Origin of the sequence: Xanthomonas sp. WHRI 10204, from assembly GCF_040202875.1 — a bacterium.
Taxonomy (GTDB): Bacteria; Pseudomonadota; Gammaproteobacteria; order Xanthomonadales; family Xanthomonadaceae; genus Xanthomonas.
This window is the reverse complement of record NZ_JBEGDW010000002.1, coordinates 367,680-393,124: the sequence shown is the minus strand read 5'-3', so window position 1 is coordinate 393,124 and position 25,445 is coordinate 367,680. Positions and strand designations below refer to the sequence as shown.

Here is a 25,445-nt window from a genome sequence, read left to right as displayed (position 1 = left end):
TGGGCCATCGCTGCTGCAGACCGACTGGCGATTGCAGTGCACGCACCGGTGGCAGCAGGCGGCTGCCGATGCGTGCAAAGGGCTTTGCAAAGGCGCACGGGGCTGTGACACTGCCAGCCCCCTCGTCGTTGTCGCGGAGCCAGCTTGATGTCGACCGTGCGTCCCCCGTTGACCGTGCATGGCATGTCCAGTTCCGGCAACTGCTACAAGGTGCGTCTGCTGCTGGAGCAGCTGGGTAGCCGTTATCACTGGGTCGAAGTAGACAGCGTGGCGGGGCAGACCCGCACGCCCGAGTACCTGGCCAAGAATCCCAACGGCAAGGTGCCGATGGTGGAACGCGACGACGGCCGCGTGCTGACCGAATCCAACGCGATCCTGTTCTGGCTGGCCGAAGGCACGCCGTACCTGCCCACCGATGCGTGGCAACGTGCGCAGGCGCTGAGCTGGATGTTCTTCGAGCAATACAGCCACGAACCGTATCTGGCGGTGGCACGTTTCATCAGCCTGTGGACACCGCGCGATGCCGCGCGCCGCGCCGAATTGCCGCAGCTGCGCGCGCGCGGCGACCAGGCGCTGGCGGTGATGGAGCAGCATCTGCAGCAGCACGCCTGGTTCACCGGGAGCGACTACGGCATCGCCGACATCGCGCTGTTTGCGTACACGCACTGCGCCGAAGACGGCGGTTTCGATCTGGAGCGCTGGCCGGCGATCGGTGCCTGGCTGCAACGCGTGCGGGCGCTGTCGGGCTTCGTGCCGATGCCCGCACCTGCGGCGGTGGCGGCATGAGTCGGCAGGAGCGCTGAGCATGTGCGGATTGGCAGGAATGCTGCTGGCGTCGCCGCGCCTGCATGGCGAGCAGCTCGACGCGCTGGTGCGACCGATGGGTGCGGCCTTGCGTCATCGCGGCCCGGACGATGCAGGTACCTGGTGCGATGCGCAGGCCGGCGTGGCCCTGGCGCACCAGCGGCTGAGCATTCTGGATCTGTCGCCGCTGGGCCATCAGCCGATGCGTTCGGCCGACGGCCGCTATGTGCTGGCCTACAACGGCGAGGTCTACAACTTTGCGCAACTGCGTGCCGCACTGGCTGCGCTCGGGCATCGCTTCCGCGGGCATTCCGATACCGAAGTGCTGCTGGCAGCGGTGGTGGAATGGGGGCTGGACGACACCTTGACCCGCTGCAATGGCATGTTCGCCATCGCACTGTGGGACGAGCGCGACAACTGCCTGTTCCTGGCGCGCGACCGTGTCGGCAAGAAGCCGCTGTACTACGGCTGGGCCGGCGACACGCTGGTGTTCGGTTCCGAACTCAAGGCGCTGTGGCAGCACCCGGATTTCGACAACGGGGTCGATCGCGACGCGCTGACCTTGCTGCTGCGGCTGGGCTACATCCCGGCGCCTGCCTGCATCCACGAGCGCACCTTCAAGCTGATGCCCGGCCGCGTGTTGCGGATGGATGCGCAGACCGTGGCGGCAGGTGCGGCCGCGCACCGTCCCGATCAGGCGCAACAGCCGTTCTGGAATGCGCGCGAAGCGATGCAGCGCGCCCTGGCAGCGCCATTTACCGGCACCGATACGCAGGCCGAAGAACAGCTCGATAGCGTGCTGCGCGATGCGGTGGCGCTACGCATGGTGGCCGACGTGCCGGTTGGCGTGTTCCTGTCCGGCGGCACCGACTCGTCCATCGTCACCGCGATGATGCAGGCGCAAAGCAGCCAGCCGGTGCACACCTTCAGCATCGGCTTTGAAGGCTCGCATCACGATGAAGCGCCGCTGGCGCGCGAAGTGGCCACGCATCTGCATACCGACCACACCGAGCTGTACGTCAGCGGTGCCGATGCACTGGCGGTGGTGCCGACCTTGCCCGACATGTTCGACGAGCCCTTCGCCGATGCGTCGCAGGTGCCGACCGCGCTGGTGGCACGCCTGGCACGCGGCGGCGTGACCGTGGCGCTGTCCGGCGATGGCGGCGATGAATTGTTCTTCGGCTATGGCCGCTACCAGCGCGCGTTGCGCAACTGGCGCATGCACGGCCTGGTGCCTGGCCCGTTGCGTCGCCTGATGGCGGTGGCGGCGCGCAGCAATGGCGAATCCTCGCGTACCGGCGGGCTGGCCGCGCTGGTGGCCGAAGCGGGCGCGCGCGGCATCGGCGACATCTACCGCAATCGCATTTCGCGCTGGCGCGACCCGGCCGCAGTGGTGCTGGGCGCCACCGAGCCAGACAGTTTCTACAGCCTGGCCGACCCGCTGCACGGCTCCGGCACGCCGGCTGACGCGATGATGTTGGCCGATTTTGCCGCGTATCTGCCCGACGACCTGTTGTGCAAGGTCGACCGCACCACCATGGCCGTGGGGCTGGAAGCGCGCGCACCGCTGCTGGACTGGCGCGTGGCTGAATTCGCCTGGTCGCTGCCGCTCTCGCTCAAGTACCGCGACGGGGTCAGCAAATACCTGCTCAAGCGCGTGCTGTGCCGCTATCTGCCCGACCCGATGGTCTACCGCGGCAAGCGCGGCTTCGGCGCGCCGGTCAGTGCCTGGCTGCGCGGCGATTTGAATGGCTGGGCGGACGATCTGCTGGCGCACGGCACGTTGGAGCGCGAGGGCGTGTTTGCCGCCGACACCGTGGCCGGACTATGGCGCGACTTCAACGGTGGCGAACGCAAATGGCACACGCACCTGTGGACGGTGCTGATGTTCCAGGCCTGGCAGGCGCACTGGCGCGAACAACGCGCGGCGATGACGCGCTGACCGTGATCGTGGCGATCAACCGTCCCTAGGTGCGGGTGATGGCGTTGCTGCGCCCGCGTGGAGTGTGACGCTGGGCGCCGCGGCTCGAACATCAGGCCGGGTAGGAGCGGAGCGTCAACGCCTTGCAGGCGAAATCCTCTTGAACCATGCGCCGTCGATGCGTGCGCCGCCGGTTGAGCCGCCGGTGCCGGGCGGCGTTTCACCAGCTCTGAGCATGGGGCTGGGTAGGGTGGGGCCCTGATTCCACGGAGCGTCCCCCATGAGCAAGATCACTATTGCCGTCCTGGTCGGCAGCCTGCGCGCAGAGTCGTACAACCGTCAGCTGGCGCGCGCACTGGAGCATCTGGCTGGCAATAAGGCTGTGTTCGAGTATGTGGAAATCGGCGATATCCCGCTGTACAACCAGGACCACGACGGGGACTACCCGGCCGAGGGCACGCGCCTGAAGCAGCAGATCCGCGCGGCCGATGCGGTGTTGTTCGTCACGCCCGAGTACAACCGATCGATTCCCGGCGTGCTCAAGAACGCCATCGACACTGGCTCGCGTCCTTACGGCGACAGTGCGTTTAGCGGCAAGCCGGCAGCGGTGGTCGGTATCTCGGTCGGCGCGATCGGTACTGCGACTGCACAGCAGCATCTGCGCAATGTGCTGGCCTATCTGAACATGCATGTGCTGGGCCAGCCGGAGGTCTTCCTGCAGTACAAGGACGGTCTGTTTGGCCCGGGCGATCAGATCGCCAACGCCGACAGCCGCAAGTTCCTGCAAAGCTTTGTCGATGCGTTTCTGGGCCTGGTCGCGCACCTCAAGCATTGAGTTGATCACAGCGTTGTCGCGGCGCGTGCGCGCTTGCCGGGCTGCCTGGTCAGGGTGCTGAAAGCCAGGCAGGGCAAGGGTCGCGGCTGCTGCGACAGCGCTCGCGTACAAGGGTGATGCACTGGCTGTCCACCAGTTATCCACAGAGTTGTGCATGGTCGTCGGCGCCGTCGATGACTATGCTTCCTGCCCTCGTCTCCCCGCGTCAGGTTTGTTCGTCCATGTCCGCTCGTCCTGGTTTCCGTTCCAAGCGCAATCGTGATCGCGACGACGACGATTACGATCGTCCCGAGCCGCGTCTGGACCAGTTGCGCGTGCCGCCGCATTCGGTCGAAGCCGAACAGGCTGTGCTTGGCGGGCTGATGCTGGCACCGGAGGCGTTCGACCGGGTCAACGACCAGCTCACCGATAACGATTTTTACCGGCGCGACCACCGGCTGATCTACCGCGCGATTCGCGAGTTGAACGAGAAAGACCGTCCGTTCGACGCGGTGACGTTGGGCGAGTGGTTCGAGTCTCAGGGCAAGCTGGAGCAGGTGGGCGATGGCGCGTATCTGATCGAGCTGGCCAGCACCACGCCGTCGGCGGCCAATATCGCCGCGTACGCGGAAATCGTGCGCGACAAGGCCGTGCTGCGGCAGCTCATTGAAGTGGGCACCACCATCGTCAACGATGGCTTTCAGCCGGAAGGGCGCGAGAGCGTGGAGCTGCTGGCATCGGCGGAAAAAGCGGTGTTCAAGATCGCCGAAGCAGGCGCGCGTGGACGCACCGATTTCGTGGCGATGCCGGGCGCATTGAAGGACGCGTTCGAAGAGCTGCGCAACCGTTTCGAAAACGGCGGCAACATCACCGGTCTGCCGACCGGCTACACCGACTTCGATGCGATGACCGCCGGCCTGCAGCCGACCGATCTGATCATCCTGGCCGCGCGTCCGGCGATGGGCAAGACCACGCTGGCGCTGAACATCGCCGAATACGCTGCGATCAAGTCCAAGAAGGGCGTGGCGGTATTTTCGATGGAAATGTCGGCCTCGCAGTTGGCGATGCGTCTGATCTCCTCCAACGGTCGCATCAATGCGCAGCGTCTGCGTACCGGCGCACTGGAAGACGAGGATTGGGCGCGCGTGACGGGCGCGATCAAGATGCTGAAAGAAACCAAGATCTTCATCGACGATACGCCAGGCGTGTCGCCGGAAGTGCTGCGTTCCAAGTGCCGCCGGCTCAAGCGCGAACACGACCTGGGCCTGATCGTCATCGACTACCTGCAGCTGATGTCGGTGCCGGGCAACAGCGAAAACCGCGCGACCGAAATTTCGGAAATCTCGCGTGGTCTCAAGGGCCTGGCCAAGGAACTCAACGTGCCGGTGATTGCGCTGTCGCAGCTCAACCGCTCGCTGGAAACCCGTACCGACAAGCGCCCGGTGATGGCCGACCTGCGCGAATCAGGCGCAATCGAGCAGGACGCCGACATGATCGTCTTCATCTACCGCGACGATTACTACAACAAGGAAAATTCGCCGGACAAGGGCCTGGCCGAGATCATCATCGGCAAGCACCGTGGCGGACCGACCGGCTCGTGCAAGCTCAAGTTCTTCGGCGAATACACCCGCTTCGACAATCTGTCGCACGACTCGGTGGGCAGCTTCGAGTAAGTACCTTGCCAGCGCTGCCTGCGGTCGTGGGCGGCGGTTGAACGGCACTGGCGCGGCAACGCTTGCGCCTCCATCCATAAGCGCGCGCGTGCGGCGATATCGATGTCGCTGCGGTCACGCGTGAGCGATCCACTGCCGCGCAACATGTGCTGCCGCCGGGCGACCCGCATGTCGGAGTGGGCCGGGCATCGCGCCATCGTTGCGTGCGCTGGCTTATGCTGCGCAGCCTCACCGCCGCTGCCGAGTTCGCATGTCATACGCCATCGTCTGGTTCCGTCGCGATCTGCGTCTGCAGGACAATCCGGCCCTGCGTGCCGCGCTGGATGCCGGGCATGACCCGATTCCGCTCTACATCGACGCACCGCACGAAGAAGGCGAGTGGGCGCCTGGCGCGGCTTCGCGCAGCTGGCGGCATCGCTCGCTTGCGGCGCTGGACAACGCGCTGCGTGCGTTGGGGAGCGGCCTGGTCATCCGTGCCGGTAACAGTGCGCAGGTGCTGGATGAGCTGATCGCGCAGACCGGCGCAGTGGCGGTGTATTGGAACCGCAAATACGAACCGGCCACCCAGCCGCGCGATGCGCAGATCAAGCGCAGCCTGCGTGAGCGCGGCATCGAGGTGCAAAGCTGCAATTCCGCGTTGCTGTTGGAGCCCTGGCAGTTGTCGACGCAACAGGGCGGCCCGTACAAGGTTTTTACCCCGTTCTGGCGCAACGCGCTGACCCAGTTGCAGCTGTCCACTACCGTGCCGGCGCCGCGCAGTTTGCCGCCGTTGCCGGCGAAGTTGAAAACCGTTGCGCTGGAGTCGCTGCAGTTGCTGCCGCGCTTGAACTGGGACCAAGGATTCTGGGAGCACTGGCAGCCCGGCGAGGCCGGTGCGCATGAAATGCTGGAGATCTTCATCGACGGTGCGCTCAACGGGTATCGCGAAAATCGCGACCGTCCCGATCGCGTCGGTACCTCGCAACTGTCGCCGCATCTGCATTTCGGCGAGATCGCACCGTGGCGGATTGCCAGCACGCTGGAAGCGCATCGCAACGCGCGCAATGGTGCCGAGATCGATGGCTACATCCGCCAGCTGGGTTGGCGCGATTTTGCGTATCACTTGCTGCATCACTTTCCGGACACCACCAATCAGAATCTCAATCCGCGCTTCGAAGGGTTTGACTGGGCCAAGGTCGATCCGGTCGCATTGCAGGCCTGGCAACGCGGCCGCACCGGCATTCCGATCGTCGATGCAGGCATGCGTCAGCTCTGGCACACCGGCTGGATGCACAACCGTGTGCGCATGATCGTGGCCAGTCTGCTGTGCAAGCACTTGCGCGTGCACTGGATCGAAGGCGCGCGCTGGTTCTGGGACACGCTGGTGGATGCGGACCTGGCCAACAACACCATGGGCTGGCAATGGGTGGCCGGCACCGGTGCCGATGCCGCGCCGTATTTCCGTGTGTTCAACCCGGTCACGCAGGCAGAAAAATTCGATCCACAGGCCACTTACATCACGCGCTGGGTGCCCGAACTCGGCAAGCTCGCGGTGAAGGAACGCTTCGCCCCGTGGCTGCATCCGTTGTCGCTCGCACGCTTCGCACCGGAGTATCCGCGCACACCGATCATTGGTCTTGCAGAAGGGCGCGATGCGGCGTTGGCCGCCTATGCAAAGACGCGGGGCTGACTGCGGCGCGTGTGCTGCGGCATGTGCGTGTGCGCCTGCAGTGCAGGCATGTCGCAACGCCCAACGCGTCTTCGATGCGGTCGCGTAGCAACGCAGGCAGCTGCAGTTTTCGTCTTGTTTTCGCATGTGGCCACCGAAAACGTTTTCCTGAATGGACGGCTATCCGCACGTCATCCATGACCATTTTCATCATGCGCCAGTCGCGTTGGCCTGTTTATCCTCGCCACCACGATTGAGTGCCGGATGTTCCGGCCACAGGAGAACACCATGTCCCCAGCAGCCACCAAGAGTCTCGCCGTTGCCCTGGCCAGCGCCATCGCGCTGTCCGCCTGCGCTACCGGCGGCTCGTATGTGCAGCGCGATCAATATGGCGACCAGACCCAACAGCAGAACCGCACCGGCCGCAATGCGCTGATCGGCACCGCGATCGGTGTGGCTGCGGGCCTGCTCACCGGCGACAGCGCTACCGAGCGTCGTCAGCACGCCATGGTTGGTGCTGGTATCGGTGCACTGAGCGGCGCGGCGGTTGGCCAGTACCAGGATCGGCAGGAACGTGCGCTACGTGAGCGCACCGCCAATACCGGTATCGACGTGCAGCGCCAGGGCGACAACATCACCTTGAACCTGCCCGACGGCATCACCTTCGACTTCGGCAAGTCTGCGTTGAAGCCGCAGTTCTACAGCGCGCTCAATGGCGTTGCCTCCACGCTGCGCGAGTACAACCAGACCATGGTGGAAGTGGTGGGCCATACCGATAGCGTCGGCAGCGATGCGGTGAATCAGCGCCTGTCCGAAGAGCGTGCCGGCGCAGTGGCGCAGTATCTGACCGCACAGGGCGTGCAGCGCGAACGCATGGAAACCATGGGTGCCGGCAAGCGCTACCCGATCGCCGACAACAGCACTGACGCCGGTCGCGCGCAGAACCGCCGCGTGGAAATTCGCTTGATTCCGCTGCGTGCGGAAGGCGCTGCCAGCAACACCGGCATGCGTTGAGTACGTCGTACGTGTGAAGTGTGCGCTGGTGACTCCTCGCCAGCGCAGAAGTCCTGAAGCAGGCCGCGAGAGCGGCCTGCTTTTTTATGTCGAACCAGAAATTTCAAACGAAAGCGCGGCGTGATGTTGCCAGTTCGACCTGCGCACGTACCCGCATCCGCCCGTCGGGCAGCTTCTCCCGACGAGAGCGGGATCCATCGAAGCGCACTCGACTAACTAAGCCCGCTCAACTAACGCGCGCGACTCAAGCACGCAATCACGCAGTCACGTGTTCCAGAATGCGCTTGCCTTCCGCACGTTCGGCTTCCACTTCGACTTCCACTTCTGCCTCGCTGCTGGCCTTTTGCGCAGCCAACCGTGCCGGGCACTGGGCCATCATGTAATCCGCGTCGAAGTTCATCCGCGTCACCAGAAAGTCCACGAACGCGCGCACTTTTGGCGACACCAGACGGCCGCCGGCAAACACTGCGTTGAAATCCACTTCCGGCCCGGTCCAGCCAGCGAGTACGCGACGCACCAGGCCCGATTGCACGAACGGTTTGGCCATCACATCGCCGGTCAGCAGCAACCCTTCGCCGCATAACACCGCACCGTTGAGCGCGGCGGGGTCATTGGCCACCATCAATGGATTGACCGGAAAATCGCGCACATCGCTGCCATCGCTAAGCGACCAGAAAAAGCGGTTGTTGTGCACGTTGCGGTTCTTGCGCAATGCCAGCGTGCGATGGAATTGCAGCTCGTCCGGATGCAGCGGCTCGCCATAGCGTTCGATATACGACGGGCTGGCAAACACCTGCGTGCGCAGGCTGCCGAGCTTGCGTGCGACCAGGTTCGAATCGGGCAGGGCACCGACGCGCAATGCCAGATCGGCTTCGCCGCCGATCAGGTCCAGCTTCTCGTTGCCCAGATGCATATCCAGCTGGATTTCCGGGTATTGCGCATGGAATTCGCCCAGCAATGGCGCGATCCAGGTAATGCCCAGCGAATACGGCACGGTAAACCGCAGCCAGCCGCGCGGGCCGGACTGCAATTGCCCGACTGCGCTTTCGGCTTCTTCCAGTTCGCGGGCGATGCGCTGGCAATGTTCGTGATACACCGAGCCGGCTTCGGTCAGGCCGATGCGCCGCGTGGTCCGGTGCAGCAGGCGCGCACCCAGGCGCGTTTCCAGTTCCTGCACCTTGCGGCTGACGGTGGTCTTGGGCAGGCCAAGCGCGTTGGCGGCAGCAATGAAGCTGCCTTGTTCGACCACCTTGACGAAGATCAGGGTGTCGTTGAGATCGTGTGTCATGGGACTGCCTTCCGGGGGTCAGGAGGGATTGGACCGCTTGCGGGACGATTATTCCCCTAAATCCGGACTAATCAAGTGCTACTTTCAGGCCTAGCTTATGCGGCATCCCCTCCATGCAGGAGCACGGCCATGTGGTTGTGCGATGTCTTCGGCTTGTCCTCTAACGCCCGCAGCGCTATTGAAAGCGCTTTCGATCCGGTGGTTTCCTCGGCAAGAAGCCCGCGTGCCAGCGTTTCACGTGGCTTTTCCGCTTCGCCCAAGCGGCAGGCTGGCGGTGCGCCCATGCAGCGGACTGGACTGCAGGCGCGCTGGGCACAGCGCGGAATTGTCCCGATGTCGGGAGTGAAAGTCCCATGATCGGGATGGTCCAATCCGAAACCGTCGTGATCGGCGGTGCGGGCAACGTGGGTGCCGGGATCGTCACCGCGTTGCTCGACGCCGGCATGCCGGTGCTGGTGATTGGACGCGATGCCGCCAAGCTCGACGCGCTACGCGCGCAGCATGGCAATGCCCCGCTGCTGGAGACCCTGCAAGGCTCGGTGGCCGATGACGCCGCGGCACAGGCGCTGGCCACCGAGCTGGCGCAGCGGCCGCGCCCCTTGGGCGCAGTGATCGCCAGCCTGGGCAGCCCGCGGAAGGCCGGGCGCTTGCTGGATCGGCCGGTGACGGCGCTGCGTCGGCGCCTGGAGCGCGACGTGCTGCCGCATCTGGCGGCGGCACGTCACCTGTTGCCGCTGCTGGCCGAAGCCGACGGCGGCGGCCGCTATCTGTTGCTGGGCAGCCCGTGCGCGCTGCGCGCCTGGGCGGCACACGGCGACAGTTCGGTGGCCGCCGCCGCCATCCGCATGCTCGCCCAGGTGCTGCATGAAGAAGCCAAACCGCTGGGCGTGCGTGTGCATCTGCTCTCGGTCGAACAACCGGTGTGCACGCCGGGCCGTGCCAAGGATGCGTGCCCGGAATGGATTCGCGCCGTGGATGTCGGCCGCGCCGCCGTCTCGCTCATCGCCGGGCCTGGCCAGCCCGGACAACCCATCGTGACCGTCAGTCGTCGTCTTTCTACCGCGCCGTCGGTAGACCGGCTGGCCGGTCTGCATTTGCCCATCCCCACTCGAGAGATCTCTCCATGACCCCGAACGCCACCCCGTTCCGTTTTCCAATGCGTACTGTTCTGACGGGCGCCGTGCTCGCGGTCGTGCTTGCCGCCTGCGGCGGCGGTGCCGCGCAGACCGGCGCGCCGCCGCCGCCCAGCGTCAGCGTCGCGCCGGTGCTGATGAAAGAGATCAGCCAGTGGGACGAATTCAGCGGCCGCATCGAGGCAGTGCAAAGCGTCGAATTGCGCCCGCGCGTGTCCGGCTACATCGACAAGGTGAACTACACCGAAGGCGCCGAAGTGAAGAAGGGCGATGTGCTCTTCAGCATCGACGATCGTAGCTACCGCGCCGATTTCGCCCGCGCCAACGCAGCGATGGTGCGGGCCCGCACCCAGGCCACGCTGGCGCGCAGCGAAGCGGCACGTGCGCGCAAACTCTCCGACCAGCAGGCCATTTCCACCGAAATCTGGGAGCAGCGTCGCGCCGCCGCCGATCAGGCCGATGCCGATCTGCTGGCCGCACAAGCGGCAGTGGACACCGCCAAGCTCAATCTGGACTGGAGCCGCGTGCGCGCGCCGATCGACGGCCGCGCCGGGCGTGCGATGGTCACTGCCGGCAACCTGGTCACCGCCGGCGACAGCGCCAGCGTGCTGACCACGCTGGTGTCGCTGGACAAGGTGTTCGTCTACTTCGATGCCGACGAAGGCACCTTCCTGCGCTACTCGCAGATGGCCCGCAACGGCGAGCGTCCGGACGAACGCGGCGGCGAGTTGCCGGTGCGCATCGGCCTGGTCGGCGAGCAGGGCTTCCCGCACGCCGGGCGCGTGGATTTCCTGGATAACCAGGTGACCCGCAGCACCGGCACCATCCGCGTGCGTGCCGTGCTCGACAACGCGCAGCGGCAGTTCACGCCGGGCCTGTATGCGCACGTGCAGTTGCTGGGCAGCGGCCAGTTCAAGGCCATGCTGGTCGACGAAAAAGCCGTGTTGACCGACCAGGACCGCAAGTACGTGTACGTGGTCGACAAGGACGGCAAGGCGCAGCGTCGCGATGTGGAGCTCGGTCGCAGTGCCGATGGGCTGCGCATCGTGCGCAAGGGTCTGGCCGCGGGCGACCGCGTCGTGGTCGATGGCGTGCAGAAGATCTTCATGCCCGGCATGCCGGTCGATGCCAAGGCCGTGGCCATGGCCGCCGCATCGGACAAACGCACCGCGTCGAACTGATTCATCGCTGCATCGCGCTTCGACCACCGGCCTGACACCCAGACCGGATCGGGGCCGCTGTGCCGCGCCGCCACCCGGCGGCAACCTCTTTCAGGACCACCCCAATGGACTTTTCCCGTTTTTTCATCGACCGGCCGATCTTTGCCGCGGTGCTGTCGATCATCATCTTCGCGGCCGGCCTGATCGCCATGCCGCTGCTGCCCATCAGCGAATACCCCGAAGTGGTACCGCCGAGCGTGCAGGTGCGTGCGGTGTATCCGGGCGCCAATCCCAAGGTCATTGCCGAGACCGTCGCCACGCCGCTTGAAGAAGCGATCAACGGCGTCGAAGACATGATGTACATGAAGTCGGTGGCCGGTTCGGACGGCGTACTGGTGGTCACCGTGACCTTCAAGCCCGGCACCGATCCGGACCAGGCACAGGTGCAGGTGCAGAACCGCGTCAGCCAGGCGCAGGCGCGTCTGCCCGAAGACGTGCGCCGGCAGGGTGTGACCACCCAGAAGCAGTCGCCGACGCTGACCATGGTTGTGCATCTCACCTCGCCCAAGGGCAAGTACAACTCGCTGTACCTGAGCAACTACGCCACCTTGAAGGTCAAGGACGAGCTGTCGCGTCTGCCTGGCGTGGGCCAGATCCAGATCTTCGGTTCGGGCGACTACGCCATGCGTATCTGGCTGAATCCGGACAAGGTGGCCGCGCGCGGGCTCACCGCCAGCGACGTGGTCGCTGCGATCCGCGAGCAGAACGTGCAGGTCTCCGCCGGCCAGCTCGGCGCCGAGCCGATGCCGAACAAGAGCGACTTCCTGCTCTCGATCAATGCGCAGGGCCGCCTGACCACTGAAGAAGAGTTCGGCAACATCGTGATCCGCAGCGGCAACAGCGGCGAGATCGTGCGCTTGAGCGACGTGGCGCGTCTGGAGCTGGGCGCCGGCAACTACACCTTGCGCTCGCAGCTTGACAACCAGAACGCGGTGGGCATGGGCGTGTTCCAGTCGCCTGGTGCCAACGCGATCGAATTGTCGGACGCCGTGCGCGCCAAGATGGCCGAGCTGGAAAAGCAGTTCCCGCAGGACATGGCCTGGTCGGCAGCGTATGACCCCACCGTGTTCGTGCGCGACTCGATCAGCGCCGTGGTGCACACGCTGCTGGAAGCGGTGCTGTTGGTGGTGCTGGTGGTGATCCTGTTCCTGCAGACCTGGCGCGCTTCGATCATTCCGTTGCTGGCGGTGCCGGTGTCGGTGGTGGGCACGTTCGCAGCGCTGTATCTGCTGGGGTTCTCGATCAATACCTTGAGCCTGTTCGGCCTGGTGCTGGCGATTGGCATCGTGGTCGACGATGCGATCGTGGTGGTGGAAAACGTCGAGCGCAATATCGAAGAAGGTCTTACTCCGCTGGCAGCTGCGCATCAGGCGATGCGCGAAGTGTCCGGGCCCATCATCGCCATCGCGCTGGTGCTGTGCGCAGTGTTCGTGCCGATGGCGTTCCTGTCGGGCGTGACCGGTCAGTTCTACAAGCAGTTTGCGGTGACCATCGCCATTTCCACGGTGATTTCGGCGATCAACTCGCTGACCTTGTCGCCGGCGCTGGCAGCCATGCTACTCAAGGCGCACGACGCGCCGAAGGACGGCCCGTCGCGGTTGATCGATCGCTTGTTCGGTTGGCTGTTCCGTCCGTTCAACCGCTTCTTCAACAGCAGCTCGCACAAGTATCAGGGCGCGGTGTCGCGTGCGCTGGGCAAGCGTGGCGCGGTGTTCATGGTGTATCTGCTGCTGCTGGTCGGCACCGGTTTCATGTTCAAGATCGTGCCGGGCGGCTTCATTCCGACTCAGGACAAGCTGTACCTGATCGCCGGTACCAAGTTGCCGGAAGGCGCTTCGCTGGAGCGCACCAATGAGGTGATCCGTCAGATCACCCAGATCGCGCTGCAGACCGAAGGCGTGGACCACGCGATTGCGTTCCCGGGTTTGAATCCGCTGCAGTTCACCAACACGCCCAACACCGGCACCGTGTTCCTGACGCTCAAGCCGTTCAGTCAGCGCACCCGTACCGCCGCGCAGATCAATGCGGAAATCAACGCACGTATCAGCCAGATCCAGCAGGGCTTTGCGTTCGCCTTCATGCCGCCGCCGATTCTGGGTCTGGGCCAGGGCTCGGGCTACTCGCTGTATATCCAGGACCGTGCAGGTCTGGGCTACGGCCAGTTGCAGAGTGCGGTGAATGCGATGTCCGGTGCGATCGCGCAAACGCCGGGCATGCAGTTCCCGATCGGTACCTACCAGGCCAACGTGCCGCAGCTCGATGCCAAGGTCGACCGCGACAAGGCCAAGGCACAGGGCGTGCCGCTGACCAATCTGTTCGACACGCTGCAGACCTATCTGGGCTCGTCGTACATCAACGACTTCAATCGCTTCGGTCGCACCTATCAGGTGATCGCCCAGGCCGATGGACAGTTCCGCGACAGCGTCGAAGACATTGCCAACCTGCGCACCCGCAATGCCAACGGCCAAATGGTGCCGATCGGCAGCATGGTGACGCTGGGCCAGACCTACGGCCCGGATCCGGTGATCCGCTACAACGGCTACCCGGCCGCCGATCTGATCGGTGAAGCGGACCCGCGCGTGCTGTCGTCCACCGAGGCGATGCACACGCTGGCCGGCATGGCGCCGAAGGTGTTGCCCAACGGCATGAACATCGAATGGACCGACCTGAGTTATCAGCAGTCCACGCAGGGCAACTCGGCATTGATCGTGTTCCCGATGGCGGTGTTGCTGGCGTTCCTGGTGCTGGCCGCGTTGTACGAAAGCTGGACCCTGCCGCTGGCGGTGATCCTGATCGTGCCGATGACCTTGCTGTCTGCGTTGTTCGGTGTGTGGCTCACTGGCGGCGACAACAACGTGTTCGTGCAGGTGGGCCTGGTGGTGTTGATGGGCCTGGCGTGCAAGAACGCGATCCTGATCGTGGAATTCGCCCGCGAGCTGGAGATGCACGGCAAGGGCATTGTCGAGGCCGCGCTGGAAGCCTGCCGCCTGCGTCTGCGCCCGATCGTGATGACCTCCATCGCCTTCATCGCCGGCACCGTGCCGCTGGTGTTCGGCCATGGCGCTGGCGCCGAAGTGCGCTCGGTCACCGGTATCACCGTGTTCGCCGGCATGCTGGGCGTGACCTTGTTCGGCCTGTTCCTGACCCCCGTGTTCTACGTGGCGCTGCGCAAGTGGGTGACCCGTCGCGGGCCCGCTGCACCGGCCGCCGTTTCGCATGACACGGTCAAGGCGTAAGCCAATCACTTCCCCCAATTGAAGAGGATTCACCACATGAGCAACACCAAGATCGCACTGGTCACCGGCGCCACCCGCGGCATCGGCCTGGAAACCGTTCGTCAACTCGCACAGGCCGGCGTGCACACGCTGCTGGCCGGTCGCAAGCGCGACGACGCAGTGGCCGCTGCACTCAAGCTGCAGGCCGAAGGCCTGCCGGTGGAAGCGATTCAACTGGACGTCAACGACGACATCAGCATCGCTGCAGCAGTCGGCACGGTGAAGGAGCGTCACGGCCACCTGGACATCCTGGTCAACAACGCCGGCATCATGATCGACGACATCCAGCGCAAGCCGTCCGAGCAAAGCCTGGACACCTGGAAGCGCACCTTCGACACCAATCTGTTTGCAGTAGTCGGCGTGACCAAGGCGTTCCTGCCGCTGCTGCAGCGCTCGCTGGCCGGCCGTATCGTCAACGTGTCCAGCGTTCTCGGCTCGCTGACGCTGCATAGCTACCCCAACTCGCCGATCTACACTTTCAAGGTGCCTGCCTACAACGCCTCCAAGAGCGCCTTGAACAGCTGGACCGTGCATCTGGCCTATGAGCTGCGCGACACCTCGATCAAGGTCAACGCCATCCATCCGGGCTACGTCAAAACCGACATGAACGGTGGTGAGGGCGAGATCGACATCGAGCAGGGCGCACACAGCAGCGTGCAGATGGCATTGATCGATGCGCACGGCCCCACCGGCAGCTACACCCACTTGGGAGACACCTTGCCATGGTAAGGACATTGCTCGGCGCGGCGCTGGCTGCGCTGGTGCTCAGCGGTTGCGCGGTGGGGCCGGATTACCGGCCCGACCCGCCCGCCTCGGTCACGCTGCAGGGCGCGCAGGATGCGTCTTTCAGCGCTGAATCCCCGGTCGGCAACTGGTGGTCGCAGTTCGACGACCCGGTGCTGGAGCAACTGGTGCGCGATGCGTTGTTCGCCAATCACGATCTGCGCATCGCGGTGTCGCGGGTGAAGCAGGCACGTGCGGTGTTTGTGGAGCGTCGTCTCGATCAGGCCCCGCATATCACTGCGCAGAGCAGCTTCGATCGACGCGAGCAGCAGCAGGTGATCGCCGGCAATCAGCGCTTCCTCACCGAACAGACCACCCTGGGCCTGGATGCGGCCTGGGAGCTGGATCTGTTCGGCCGTCAGCGCCGCGCCTCGGAAGCGGCGCGCGCCGATCTCGACGCCGAGCAGGCCAACCTGCTGGACGTGCAGGTCACGGTTGCAGCCGAAGTGGCGCGCAATTACTTCGAATTGCGCGGCACCCAGAAGCAGCTCGATGTCTCCAAGCGCACCCTGACCAATCTGCGCGATACCCAGAAGCTGACGCAGACGCGTTGGGACCTGGGCGCCGGCAGCGAGCTGGATGTGCAGAGCAGCCTGGCGCGTTTGAAGGCCATCGAAGCGGATATTCCGTTGCTGGAAACCGCCGAGGCGCAATACCGGCACCGTCTTGCCGTGTTGCTCGGCCAGCAGCCGAATGCGCTGGATGCCACCCTGGTCGCACGCAGCATGCCGGCGTTCGCGCGCCCGTTGCCGCTGGGCGATACGGCCGGATTGCTGCGTCAGCGCCCGGACGTGCGTAGCGCCGAGCGCCGTCTGGCCGCAGCCACCGCGCAGGTCGGCGTTGCCACGGCCGATCTGTTCCCGCGCATCAGCGTGAGCGGCTTTGTCGGCTTTCTGTCCGGCGATGCGGCCAGGTTGACCCAGGGCAACGCAAAAGCCTGGTCGATCACCCCGTCGATCAGCTGGGCTGCATTCGACTTCGGCACCGTGCGTGCACGCCTGCGTGCCAGCAAGGCCCAGGCCGACGGTGCATTGGCGCAGTACCAGCAAACGGTGTTGCTGGCGTTGGAAGACACTGAAAACGCCTTGATCGGCTACGGCCGGCAGCAGGCGCGTCTGGCCATCGTGGTGGACCAGGCCAATGCCGCGCGACGTGCCGAGCAGCTCGCGCAGATCCGTTACCGCGAGGGGTCGGAAGACTTCCTGACCTTGCTGGATGCACAGCGCACCCAGCTGGCGGCAGACGATGCGTTGGCGCAGGCCGAGGCGGCAGTCAATGTCGGCGTGGTCGGTGTGTACAAGGCGCTGGGCGGCTGGAAGCAGGGTGAAGCACCCGCCGCACCGGTGGCGGTGGTCGATCGTTGAACGATGGACGGGGCGGCCGTTGGGTCGCCCCGTCTAGCAGAAGATCGTAATCGTCGTGTTCGATGTCGCGATCCAGCCAGCCAGCGGCGCGGTGCTCAGTCGGCAACCCGTACGCTATCGCGGCCGCTGTTTTTGGCCAGATACAGTGCCGCATCGGCACGCGAAAACCAGTCTTGCCAGTGCGTTTCGCCATCGTGGCGCGCAGCTCCCAGCGAGACCGTGATGCGTCCTCCCGGGCCACGCAACCCATTACGGATCACCTTGCGCAAGCGCTCGGTGGCCGCTTCCAGTTCCGCCAATGAGCCGGCGCGCAGCAACACCACGAATTCTTCGCCGCCAAACCGGAACACCTGATGCGGCTCGCGGACTTCGTAGCGCAAGATGGTCGCCAGATCCGACAGCGCCGCATCGCCTGCGGCATGCCCGTACAGATCGTTGACCTCTTTGAAATGGTCCAGGTCCAGGATGATCAGGCTGTTGAGCCGCTCCTGCGGTTGGCGTTGATCGATCTGATGGGTCAACGCGCGTTCGAGCATGCGTCGGTTGGGCAAGCCGGTGAGCGCATCCAGCGACGCCAGCTCTTCCAGGTGCACGCGGTCGTCCTGCATGCGCAGCGAGAACGAATACCCCACCGCCAACGTCACCAGCGTCACCACCACGGTCGACACGCCCTGGCCGGGGCTGACGATCAAGCCGGGCAAGAACAACAATGCCACCATCAACGGCAGGCTCAGCAACACCGCGCGTTGCGGCCCGCACAGAAAATAATTGGTTGCCAGCACCGGAAACAGCCAGGGTAGGGCGCCGTCGCCCCCGGTCCAGCAGGCCACCAGGCAGCCGGCGACATTGATCGATGCCAACCAGACACCGCCAGCGCCCGTGCGTTCTGCCGCGCGCATCTGCCAGCCACGCCAGATCGCCAGCACGCCCAGCGCTGCGGTGATGAGGCACGCAATCGCCTGGCCGGTCATGGCCAGGTACACCGCATAGAGGCAAAGCAACAGCGCGGTGATTGGCCCAAGCATCTTGACGATGCCGAGGCGGAAATCCCGCCGCAGGTGAAGGATCACAGGCAAGGTTCTGTCGGAGTCGGCATCATTATCGGCCGGGTTGCGCGAAAGTTGAGCATGCAATCACCGCTGTAGCGGGTAGGAAAATGAAGCGTTGCATGGCAAGGCTTGGTGCGTTGTTGACGGCCTTGTGGCAACCGTATCGGCTGTGAGTCGGGGCCTGTTATGCCTAAACGCAAAGAGCTAGCGACGCGCCTCGATGCGTTGCAGAACGGACTGCCGCAGCTGCCTGCAGATGAAGATGCGGATTTCGACTATCGGATTTCCAGGCGCGCACCGAAACGGTACTGCGCAGCGCCGAGCCCGACGATGCGACCTACGTGCGTGCCCGCGTCGACGGCATGCTGGCTGGAGCAGGGCTGATTCCCACCGGCGCGGATGGGCGTGCCGGTCGGTGATGCAGCGCTGCTGAAGAATCGGCCGACACGTATGGCAGGCACGGCGAGTGCTTGTGTCGGCATGGTGCGTCAGGCCGCAGCTTTGGCGACGCCGTCTTACCTAGCGAACGCCTCTCATGATCTCTGGCTTGCGGATATAAGCGTGTATGCATAGTCGCGCTGGGGTGGCCTGGTGCCGGACCGACGCCTGGCGACCGGCTGACGATCAGATATCGCGTATCCAATCATCGCGCTGCGATCGCCGGGATCGCCGGGATCGCTGCGATCGGCCTGTGGCTGTCAGGACTCCTGCGCCAACTCTGTGTCGGCCGCTTCCGGCGCGCTGATGACCTGATTGCGCCCGGCTTGCTTGGCGCGGTACAGCGCTTCGTCGGCGCGCCGCAGCAGTTGCGCCGCATTGCCCGCGTGTTCGGGAAAGCTCGCCGCGCCAAACGATGCGGTGATCTTCGGCAGCGACACGCCATCGGCCATCACCTGCAACCCCTCGATCCCGGCGCGCAACTTTTCCGCCATCCTGCGCGCAGTGGTCAGATCCACCTCGGGCAGGATGATCGTCAATTCTTCGCCACCGTAGCGGCAGCAGATATCTTCGCCACGGGTCTGCGCCAGCAGCAGTTCGCCGATTGCCGCCAGCACCCGGTCGCCGCCGCTGTGCCCATGCAGATCGTTGAACCGCTTGAAGTGGTCGACGTCCAGCATCAGCACCGACAACGGCTGCACCCGGCGCGTACAGCGTGCCAGTTCGTGATTGAGCGCTTCTTCCAGATAGCGGCGGTTGTACAGGCCGGTGAGCGGGTCGCGGATCGATTGCTGACGCAGTGTTTCGCGCAGACGCAGGCTATGCAGCACCAGCGAGAGTTGTTCCGCCGCCGCTTCGGCCACGGTCAGTGAACTCAGGCCGCCCGGTTGGTCGCTGCGCAGCGCCAGCATGCCCAGCTGTGTGCCCTGTGCCGACAATGGAATGCACACCGTGCTGGCGTGCGTCGGAAGATTGGCGCCGGTATGGCGACACAGCATGCCCAGGCTGGCATCTTCCACCACGTGCGTGCGATCGCGGCGCAGCGCCCAGCATGTCTCCGGCGCGATGCTTGCGCTGTCGTCGTCGGCCATCGCGCCCCAGGCCACCACCTGCTCGGCGCGATCGCGCGATGCGCGCAGCAAATACACCGCACCGGCCGCGCCGGGAATCAGCGGCGCAATCGTGCGTGCGGTAATTTCCAGCGCTTCTTCGGCATCGCGGCAGTTTTGCAGCAATCCCGAGTAGCGCGACAAGGCTTCCAGTCCCGCAGAGGTGCGCTCCAGCGTCGCAAACGACTCGACCAACTGCTCGCTGGTATGGCTGGCCTCGTCCTCGGCGCGCTCGCGGCGTTGCAGCTCGCGCGCCAGCAAGCGGTAAGCCAGCAGCATCACCAGCAGCCCGCTGACGATGCCGGTCACGGTCATCCGCAGCACCCACTGCGCACTGAGTGCATTGGTCTGCGTCCGCTTCACCAGCTGGTGACGTTCCAGCTCGGTCATGGTTTGCACCTGGCGCCGCAATGCCGAGGAGGTCTGGAACACGCCGCGCGCAATCGACCCGCGCGCGCCATCCAGGCCATGGGTGCGATAGCTGTGCAGCAGATTGTTGATCTGTACCAGTCGTGTGTCCACCAATCGGCTGAGCACACGTACATTGCGTCCCTGTACCGGGTTGTCCTGCACCAGCGCCTCCAGCCGCACGATGCGCTCGGGCAGGCGCCCGATCGCATCGGCATACACGCCCAAGAACGCCTCGTTGTCGGTCAGCACGTAGCCACGCACCGACGACTCCGCCGACAGCAGCCCAGCCTGGATTTCGTCGATGCCCGCAAGGACTTCCTGCGTATGCGTCACCCAGCCCGCATCGGCCAGTGAGCGCTGCGTGGTGAAGTAGCCGCCGATACCGATCAGGACGAAGATGGCGCCCCCGAGCAATAAAGCCCCAGCGGCATGGCGTTTTGCTTTCTTGGTCAACACCGTGTTCCCCAACACCGATTGTCTGGTTGAGGCCGATGCAAGCGCCGTGCCTCAATCTGACAGTCAGCCAATCAGTTAGCCAATCAGCCATCTGGCAGGACTCGGTGTCATGCCCTGGCGCCAGTACGCTCATGCCGCACTGCAGAACCAAGCGTGCCTTGTGTGTTTTTCTTCTAACCGGTCGGCTGATCTGTCGCGCCGCCCCAAGCCGTGGCATCGGCGAGCCTTGGGCCGCGGTTAGGCGCATCGAAACAGCGGCACGGGTAGAGAAGCGCGAGCTCGCAAGCGCCACGCTTGCGCCTACGCTCCCGATCAACGCAGCGCCATGTTCGCCGGGCGAAGTGCCGGCAGGGTGTCCCATGCCATGGAGGCCATGCATGCCGAAGCGCAACGGCAACTCGACTCCGCCTGAGCCGAACGCGTTGGTCGCCAGCGGTGCAGGGCCGACGTGTAGCCAGGAGGAGGGCGTCAACCTGGCCATTGCCATTGCCGGGCTTGAAAGCGCCACGCACTGCAGGCACTGAGTCGCCCTAGTTGGTCCAGCCAGTGCCGGAGCAGCAACCAGCACCGGCACGCTGGCATGCGGTTTGCTTCCAGTGCATCAGGAGCGCTGGCGAGCGCCGTCGGAGTAGATGCAATGGATGAGCCCAACAAGAGCGCACTGGTCCTGCTGCAGCAGGAAGCGACCGAGCTGCTCGCACTGTTCGACCAACTCCGCGGCGACGTTGCGTTAGCCCACGCGTGTGACCGCCCTCTCGCAGGGGCGATCGCCACCACATCCGAACCGACAGCCCGCGTCACTAATTGACGCGGCGGACAGTGGCGAGCGCTGGCGATGGCGCTAGCGGCGTCGCTGCCGCAGCGCCCATGAAAAAGGCCGGGAACCTCTTTCGAGGATTCCCGGCCTTAGTCGGTCTTCTTAGGACCGCTGTGTGGTGGAGGTGGGCGGAATCGAACCGCCGTCCGGAAGCACTCCATCCCCGGCACTACATGCTTATCCCTCCGTTAGATCTCATTCCCAGGCAGCACGGCGGGCAAAGCGCACCTGGAAACCAGCCTGCTTTATTTAGCCGGTAGCTGACAGGCAGCCACCACCGGCGGTTCCGTGATAATGACCCTACATCTACGAGCACGGGCACAAGTAGTTTCGGGGGTTCGCCTTAGGCGGCTGTAGAACTACAACTAAAGCCAATTAAGCGGCGATAGCGAAGTCCGAACCGTAGTTGTCGTCGTTGGCAACTAAAAGTTTGCTGCTGGATTAACGAGGAAAGCTGCCCCCTCGGCATGCGCCAAGCGACTTCGCGACCCCCGTCGAAACCAGTGCACCCCCGGGGAAAGCATCAAACGCTGACGGGGTCAGTGTAGGGATCGGCGCGCCCGGTCACAAGTGGTGAGATGGACAGCGCTTACAGTGGCTTCAGTCCTACCGGACCGAACAGTCTGTAAACGAAGGAGCGAAGCGATGGCGACAGGTAAGCCCCCACGTCCACGTTCGACACGCGCAGCCCCGCGCCCGGCCACTGCAACTGCCAAGCAGCCGGCACGGCCGCAACAGAAGCGCTCATCGCAGTCAGGCGCACAAGTCGCCGCGGCAGCCCGCGTGCAGGGAAAGGCGCGCACCGTGATCTACATCCACGGCATCGGCAACAAGCCGCCCGCCGAAGTGTTGCGTTGTCAGTGGGACAAGGCGTTGTTCGGGCGTCCGATGGGCGAGCGCACCCGGCTGGCGTACTGGGTCAATCGCGAGCGGTATCCGGTGGCAGAGCCCGGCAATTGCGATGGGCGCGATGTGGGGCCGGCGCTCAACCAGAGCGTGCAGCGTGCGTTGAGTACGCTCGGCCTGGTGCCGGGCGGGCAGGATCTGCACGTGCTCGCCGATGCGTTGGCACACAGTGATCAGGAGCGGGCCGACCTGCATCGTTTGCTCGACGAACTGGAGACGGCGAGCGCACCCGGCAGCGTGCAGGCAAAGGGCCCGATCGATGCGATCAACCGCGTGCTGCTGCGGCTGATTTCTGCGGCGCTGCTGCAGGACGTGCATGACCTGTTCTTCGTGCCAGAGCGCGCCGCATCGATGCGCGACAGCCTGACCCAGCGGCTGCGTGCAGGCGGCGGGCCGTTCGTGGTGGTCGCGCATAGTCAGGGCTCGATGATCGCCTACGACGTGCTGCGGCAGCTTGAGGCGGCCGACTGCGAGGTGACGCTGTTCCTGACCGTGGGGTCGCCGCTCGGGTTGCCGCAGGTGCGCAGCATGTTCAAGCGCTGGACCGGCACCCGCAAGCTGCCATTCCCGGCGTGCGTGCAGCAGTGGATCAACGTCGCCGAGACGCGCGACCCGATCGCGCTGGACCCGGATCTCACCGACGACATCGCCAATGCGAAGGGGCGTTTCGAAAACATTGCCGGTGCGCGGATCAATCCCGACTGGCAGCACAACCCGCATTCGGGCTCGGGCTATCTGTCGATCCCGCAGGTGCGCGCAGCGGTGCGTCAGGCGGTGGGTATGGGCTTCGATCAGCCTGTCTCCAATGCGGTGTTGATCAAGGACCTCAGCGAGCAGCTCGAAGCGCACGGCCCAGAGCATCGGCATGAAGTTCTGATCGAACTGGACCGGCGGCTCGCCGGCAACGATCCGGCCGGTGTGCGGGCGGTACTGGTGCGCCATCTGCGCGAAGTCGCTGCGCGCAGCACCGGCCTGGAGGGCGACGCATTGGATGAGGCGATCGAGTTGGAAGACGGGTTGCAGCGCTTCGTGTCCGCGCGCCTGACCCGCTTCGAAATCGAATCGCTGCAGAATCGCTACCGCGCGCTGGGGTTTCGCCGGGTGTGGCGCGATGCCGGCAAGCGCGCGCTGATTCACATCTCCGGCAACGTGCTGCATGCCGATGCAGCACGCAATGCTTATCGTGCGCGCGGGCAGCAGATCGGCTGGGCGGTACTGGATACCGGCATCGCCGCCAGTCACCCGCATTTCTTCGTCAAAGGCCAGCGCGATACCGTGGTGGCGCAATGGGATTGCACCCGACGCGGTGCGCCCAAGCGATTGACGCGCGCCGACGGCGATGCGTTTGCCCGGCTCGATCGGCACGGCCACGGCACCCACATCGCCGGGATCATTGCCGGCCACTGCCAGGCGACGCTGCCGGATGCGCAGGGCAAGCCCGGCCCGCCGCTGGAATTTGCCGGCATGGCGCCGGACGCGCAGCTATATGGCTTCAAGGTGCTGGACGACGCCGGCGATGGGCGCGATTCGTGGATGATCAAGGCCGTACAGCAGGTGGCTGCCATCAACGAGCGCGCAGGCGAGCTGGTCATCCATGGGGTGAATCTGAGCCTGGGCGGCTATTTCGACCCGGAAAGCTATGGCTGCGGCTTTACGCCGCTCTGCAACGAGTTGCGGCGGCTATGGCGGCAGGGTGTGCTGGTGGTGGTGGCTGCCGGCAACGAAGGGCTGGCCTGGTTGATGGGTAAGGATGGCGATGCCTATCCGGCCAACATGGATCTATCGATCAGCGACCCGGGCAATCTGGAAGAGGCCATCGTGGTCGGCTCGGTGCACAAGAGCAGCCCGCACAATTACGGCGTGTCGTATTTTTCTTCGCGCGGCCCCACCGCCGACGGCCGCGGCAAGCCCGACGTGGTGGCGCCCGGCGAAAAGATCGTCTCGGCGTACTACGACTTCGACCCCAAAGATCCGGCCAGCCTGATGGTGGAAATGAGCGGCACCAGCATGGCCGCGCCGCATGTCTCCGGCGTACTGGCCGGATTTCTGTCGGCACGCCGCGAGTTCATCGGCTTCCCGGACCGGGTCAAGCAATTGATGCTGGACACCTGCACCGATCTGGAGCGCGATCGCTACGTGCAGGGCAGGGGAGTGCCGAATTTGATGCGGATGCTTGGCGCGACGTGAGGAATCGGGAGTGGGGAATCGGGAATCGTCAAAGCTGAGATGCCGTGCACTGAGTCAGTTTGTGCTCTGGCAAAGGCTGAATTAAGCCAGAAGCAGGCAGCAGACCCGCTCTTGCGATTCCCCACTCCCGATTTCCGATTCACGCATCTCGGTTGTGCCGACGCATCACGCGCTGCTTGTCGCGCTGCCAGTCGCGGTCCTTGGCGGCGTCGCGCTTGTCGTGATTCTGCTTGCCCTTGGCGAGGGCGATTTCCAGCTTGACCTTGTTGCTGCTCCAGTACAGCGCGGTCGGCACCAGGGTGTAGCCTTCGCGCTCCACGCGGGTGAGTACCTTGTCGATTTCGCTCCGGTGCAGCAGTAGTTTGCGGTCGCGACGTTCCACCGGCACGGTGTGGGTGGAGGCCTGGATCAAAGGGGTGATTTGCGCGCCGATCAGGTAAATTTCGCCGGAGCGCACATACGCGTAGCCGTCGACGATGTTGGCGCGGCCGGCGCGGATCGCCTTGATCTCCCAGCCCTGCAGCGCCAGACCGGCTTCGTAGCGCTCTTCCAGGTGGTATTCGTGGCGCGCACGCTTGTTCAGCGCGATGGTTTTCGTGGCCTTCGCGCCGTTTGCTTTATCCTTGGATGGTTGCTTGCTCATGACGCCATTGTCGCCGATTCGGCGTCGTCAAACGATCTTCCGTCTTTCACAAGTTAGCGAATGCCTACCATCCGTCGCAGCGCACTGGTCGAACACAGCACCTCCCGCATGTTCGATCTGGTCAATGATGTCGCCGCCTATCCGCGCCGCTTCGGCTGGTGCGACGCTGCCCATGTGCTGGAGCAGGACGATGCGCATATCGTGGCGCGCCTGGATCTGGGGCTGGGCTCGTTCCGCACCTGGTTCACCACCGAGAACATGCTCGAGCGGCCCGAACGCATCGTGATGCATCTGCGCGATGGGCCGTTCAAGCGCCTGGAAGGCCTGTGGGAGTTTCAATCGCTGGGCGACAACGCGTGCAAGGTGAGTCTGACCCTGGAAGTGGAAACCAGCTCGCGCTTGCTGGGGCCGGCACTGGCGCTGGGATTTCAGGGTCTGGCTGATCGCATGGTCAACGATTTCGTGCGGGTCGCCGATCGCGGCGACGTGTGA

Annotated in this window: 19 protein-coding genes, 1 other RNA gene and 1 pseudogene; 16 read left to right on the top strand and 5 right to left on the bottom strand. The window is 64.7% G+C overall.

Going from position 1 to position 25,445, the window contains the following annotated elements; translation table 11 throughout:
* Positions 1-147: 147 nt before the first annotated feature.
* From ABQZ00_RS12435 to ABQZ00_RS12410, 6 genes are all read left to right on the top strand, one after another.
* Positions 148-786 (top strand): glutathione S-transferase family protein, encoded by a 639-nt coding sequence (locus ABQZ00_RS12435; protein ID WP_323517234.1) that lies wholly within the window; start codon positions 148-150, stop codon positions 784-786.
* 19 nt (positions 787-805) lie between these two features.
* Positions 806-2,746, top strand: a complete 1,941-nt coding sequence (gene asnB / locus ABQZ00_RS12430; protein WP_115527474.1) for an asparagine synthase (glutamine-hydrolyzing) — start codon at positions 806-808, stop codon at positions 2,744-2,746.
* Positions 2,747-3,005: 259 nt separating this feature from the next.
* A complete protein-coding gene (locus ABQZ00_RS12425) occupies positions 3,006-3,560 on the top strand; it encodes an NADPH-dependent FMN reductase (protein WP_323538192.1) in 555 nt (184 codons plus the stop codon).
* A 221-nt stretch (positions 3,561-3,781) separates the two neighbouring features.
* Positions 3,782-5,212: a replicative DNA helicase gene (locus tag ABQZ00_RS12420; RefSeq protein ID WP_055844967.1), complete on the top strand. Its 1,431-nt coding sequence runs from the start codon at positions 3,782-3,784 to the stop codon at positions 5,210-5,212.
* A 250-nt stretch (positions 5,213-5,462) separates the two neighbouring features.
* Positions 5,463-6,881 carry a cryptochrome/photolyase family protein gene (locus ABQZ00_RS12415; RefSeq protein ID WP_323538193.1) on the top strand — a complete coding sequence of 473 codons (1,419 nt, stop codon included), beginning with the start codon at positions 5,463-5,465 and terminating at the stop codon, positions 6,879-6,881.
* Positions 6,882-7,148: 267 nt separating this feature from the next.
* The gene (locus tag ABQZ00_RS12410) at positions 7,149-7,874 is read left to right on the top strand and encodes a YiaD family glycine zipper/OmpA-like lipoprotein (protein WP_115528244.1); all 726 of its coding nucleotides are present in this window, start codon (positions 7,149-7,151) and stop codon (positions 7,872-7,874) included.
* Positions 7,875-8,130: 256 nt separating this feature from the next.
* Here ABQZ00_RS12410 and ABQZ00_RS12405 read toward each other — a convergent pair whose 3' ends face one another.
* Positions 8,131-9,162, bottom strand: coding sequence for an XC_2801 family transcriptional regulator (locus ABQZ00_RS12405; protein ID WP_323538194.1), 1,032 nt, complete (start codon positions 9,160-9,162; stop codon positions 8,131-8,133).
* Positions 9,163-9,291: 129 nt separating this feature from the next.
* Between ABQZ00_RS12405 and ABQZ00_RS12400 the strand changes: the two genes are divergently transcribed.
* The 6 genes from ABQZ00_RS12400 (at position 9,292) to ABQZ00_RS12375 (ending at position 16,937) form a co-directional block, all read left to right on the top strand.
* Entirely contained in the window at positions 9,292-9,519 is a 228-nt protein-coding gene (locus ABQZ00_RS12400) for a hypothetical protein (protein ID WP_115512094.1), read from the top strand.
* Positions 9,516-10,289, top strand: a complete 774-nt coding sequence (locus ABQZ00_RS12395) for an SDR family NAD(P)-dependent oxidoreductase (protein WP_323538195.1) — start codon at positions 9,516-9,518, stop codon at positions 10,287-10,289. Before ABQZ00_RS12400 ends, ABQZ00_RS12395 begins: the two co-directional genes overlap by 4 nt.
* Entirely contained in the window at positions 10,286-11,476 is a 1,191-nt protein-coding gene (locus ABQZ00_RS12390) for an efflux RND transporter periplasmic adaptor subunit (protein WP_055844946.1), read from the top strand. The genes ABQZ00_RS12395 and ABQZ00_RS12390 overlap by 4 nt, the downstream gene beginning before the upstream one ends.
* Before the next feature lie 104 nt (positions 11,477-11,580).
* Positions 11,581-14,751, top strand: a complete 3,171-nt coding sequence (locus ABQZ00_RS12385) for an efflux RND transporter permease subunit (protein WP_323538196.1) — start codon at positions 11,581-11,583, stop codon at positions 14,749-14,751.
* Positions 14,752-14,787: 36 nt separating this feature from the next.
* Positions 14,788-15,519 (top strand): SDR family oxidoreductase, encoded by a 732-nt coding sequence (locus ABQZ00_RS12380; RefSeq protein ID WP_323538197.1) that lies wholly within the window; start codon positions 14,788-14,790, stop codon positions 15,517-15,519.
* Positions 15,513-16,937 carry an efflux transporter outer membrane subunit gene (locus tag ABQZ00_RS12375; RefSeq protein WP_055844938.1) on the top strand — a complete coding sequence of 475 codons (1,425 nt, stop codon included), beginning with the start codon at positions 15,513-15,515 and terminating at the stop codon, positions 16,935-16,937. Before ABQZ00_RS12380 ends, ABQZ00_RS12375 begins: the two co-directional genes overlap by 7 nt.
* A 95-nt stretch (positions 16,938-17,032) precedes the next feature.
* Here the strand turns inward: ABQZ00_RS12375 and ABQZ00_RS12370 are convergent, their stop codons facing one another.
* A complete protein-coding gene (locus tag ABQZ00_RS12370) occupies positions 17,033-18,007 on the bottom strand; it encodes a GGDEF domain-containing protein (RefSeq protein ID WP_323514273.1) in 975 nt (324 codons plus the stop codon).
* Positions 18,008-18,101: 94 nt separating this feature from the next.
* Between ABQZ00_RS12370 and ABQZ00_RS12365 the strand changes: the two are divergent.
* Positions 18,102-18,405: pseudogene (locus ABQZ00_RS12365) on the top strand (hypothetical protein).
* A 279-nt stretch (positions 18,406-18,684) separates the two neighbouring features.
* Here the strand turns inward: ABQZ00_RS12365 and ABQZ00_RS12360 are convergent.
* A complete protein-coding gene (locus tag ABQZ00_RS12360) occupies positions 18,685-20,400 on the bottom strand; it encodes a sensor domain-containing diguanylate cyclase (protein WP_323538198.1) in 1,716 nt (571 codons plus the stop codon).
* Positions 20,401-21,037: 637 nt separating this feature from the next.
* Between ABQZ00_RS12360 and ABQZ00_RS12355 the strand changes: the two genes are divergently transcribed.
* Positions 21,038-21,208: a hypothetical protein gene (locus ABQZ00_RS12355; protein WP_162847462.1), complete on the top strand. Its 171-nt coding sequence runs from the start codon at positions 21,038-21,040 to the stop codon at positions 21,206-21,208.
* Between the two features lie 125 nt (positions 21,209-21,333).
* On the opposite strand, the gene ssrA is transcribed toward ABQZ00_RS12355, so the two are convergent.
* Positions 21,334-21,730: a transfer-messenger RNA gene (gene ssrA / locus ABQZ00_RS12350) on the bottom strand.
* Positions 21,731-21,862: 132 nt separating this feature from the next.
* Here ssrA and ABQZ00_RS12345 point away from each other — a divergent pair.
* Positions 21,863-24,310, top strand: a complete 2,448-nt coding sequence (locus tag ABQZ00_RS12345) for a S8 family peptidase (RefSeq protein ID WP_323538199.1) — start codon at positions 21,863-21,865, stop codon at positions 24,308-24,310.
* A 139-nt stretch (positions 24,311-24,449) separates the two neighbouring features.
* Here the strand turns inward: ABQZ00_RS12345 and smpB are convergent, their stop codons facing one another.
* Entirely contained in the window at positions 24,450-24,953 is a 504-nt protein-coding gene (gene smpB, locus ABQZ00_RS12340; RefSeq protein WP_055844930.1) for an SsrA-binding protein SmpB, read from the bottom strand.
* 60 nt (positions 24,954-25,013) lie between these two features.
* On the opposite strand from smpB, the gene ABQZ00_RS12335 reads away from it, so the two are divergent.
* Complete coding sequence (locus tag ABQZ00_RS12335; RefSeq protein ID WP_055844927.1) at positions 25,014-25,445, top strand: type II toxin-antitoxin system RatA family toxin; 432 nt, start codon at positions 25,014-25,016, stop codon at positions 25,443-25,445.

Bases quoted from the DNA above. Each gene is read 5' to 3' on its own strand.
- ABQZ00_RS12435 (WP_323517234.1), top strand. From the start codon at position 148: ATGTCGACCGTGCGTCCCCCGTTGACCGTGCATGGCATGTCCAGTTCC.
- asnB (WP_115527474.1), top strand. From the start codon at position 806: ATGTGCGGATTGGCAGGAATGCTGCTGGCGTCGCCGCGCCTGCATGGC.
- ABQZ00_RS12425 (WP_323538192.1), top strand. From the start codon at position 3,006: ATGAGCAAGATCACTATTGCCGTCCTGGTCGGCAGCCTGCGCGCAGAG.
- ABQZ00_RS12420 (WP_055844967.1), top strand. From the start codon at position 3,782: ATGTCCGCTCGTCCTGGTTTCCGTTCCAAGCGCAATCGTGATCGCGAC.
- ABQZ00_RS12415 (WP_323538193.1), top strand. From the start codon at position 5,463: ATGTCATACGCCATCGTCTGGTTCCGTCGCGATCTGCGTCTGCAGGAC.
- ABQZ00_RS12410 (WP_115528244.1), top strand. From the start codon at position 7,149: ATGTCCCCAGCAGCCACCAAGAGTCTCGCCGTTGCCCTGGCCAGCGCC.
- ABQZ00_RS12405 (WP_323538194.1), bottom strand. From the start codon at position 9,162: ATGACACACGATCTCAACGACACCCTGATCTTCGTCAAGGTGGTCGAA.
- ABQZ00_RS12400 (WP_115512094.1), top strand. From the start codon at position 9,292: ATGTGGTTGTGCGATGTCTTCGGCTTGTCCTCTAACGCCCGCAGCGCT.
- ABQZ00_RS12395 (WP_323538195.1), top strand. From the start codon at position 9,516: ATGATCGGGATGGTCCAATCCGAAACCGTCGTGATCGGCGGTGCGGGC.
- ABQZ00_RS12390 (WP_055844946.1), top strand. From the start codon at position 10,286: ATGACCCCGAACGCCACCCCGTTCCGTTTTCCAATGCGTACTGTTCTG.
- ABQZ00_RS12385 (WP_323538196.1), top strand. From the start codon at position 11,581: ATGGACTTTTCCCGTTTTTTCATCGACCGGCCGATCTTTGCCGCGGTG.
- ABQZ00_RS12380 (WP_323538197.1), top strand. From the start codon at position 14,788: ATGAGCAACACCAAGATCGCACTGGTCACCGGCGCCACCCGCGGCATC.
- ABQZ00_RS12375 (WP_055844938.1), top strand. From the start codon at position 15,513: ATGGTAAGGACATTGCTCGGCGCGGCGCTGGCTGCGCTGGTGCTCAGC.
- ABQZ00_RS12355 (WP_162847462.1), top strand. From the start codon at position 21,038: ATGGATGAGCCCAACAAGAGCGCACTGGTCCTGCTGCAGCAGGAAGCG.
- ABQZ00_RS12345 (WP_323538199.1), top strand. From the start codon at position 21,863: ATGGCGACAGGTAAGCCCCCACGTCCACGTTCGACACGCGCAGCCCCG.
- smpB (WP_055844930.1), bottom strand. From the start codon at position 24,953: ATGAGCAAGCAACCATCCAAGGATAAAGCAAACGGCGCGAAGGCCACG.
- ABQZ00_RS12335 (WP_055844927.1), top strand. From the start codon at position 25,014: ATGCCTACCATCCGTCGCAGCGCACTGGTCGAACACAGCACCTCCCGC.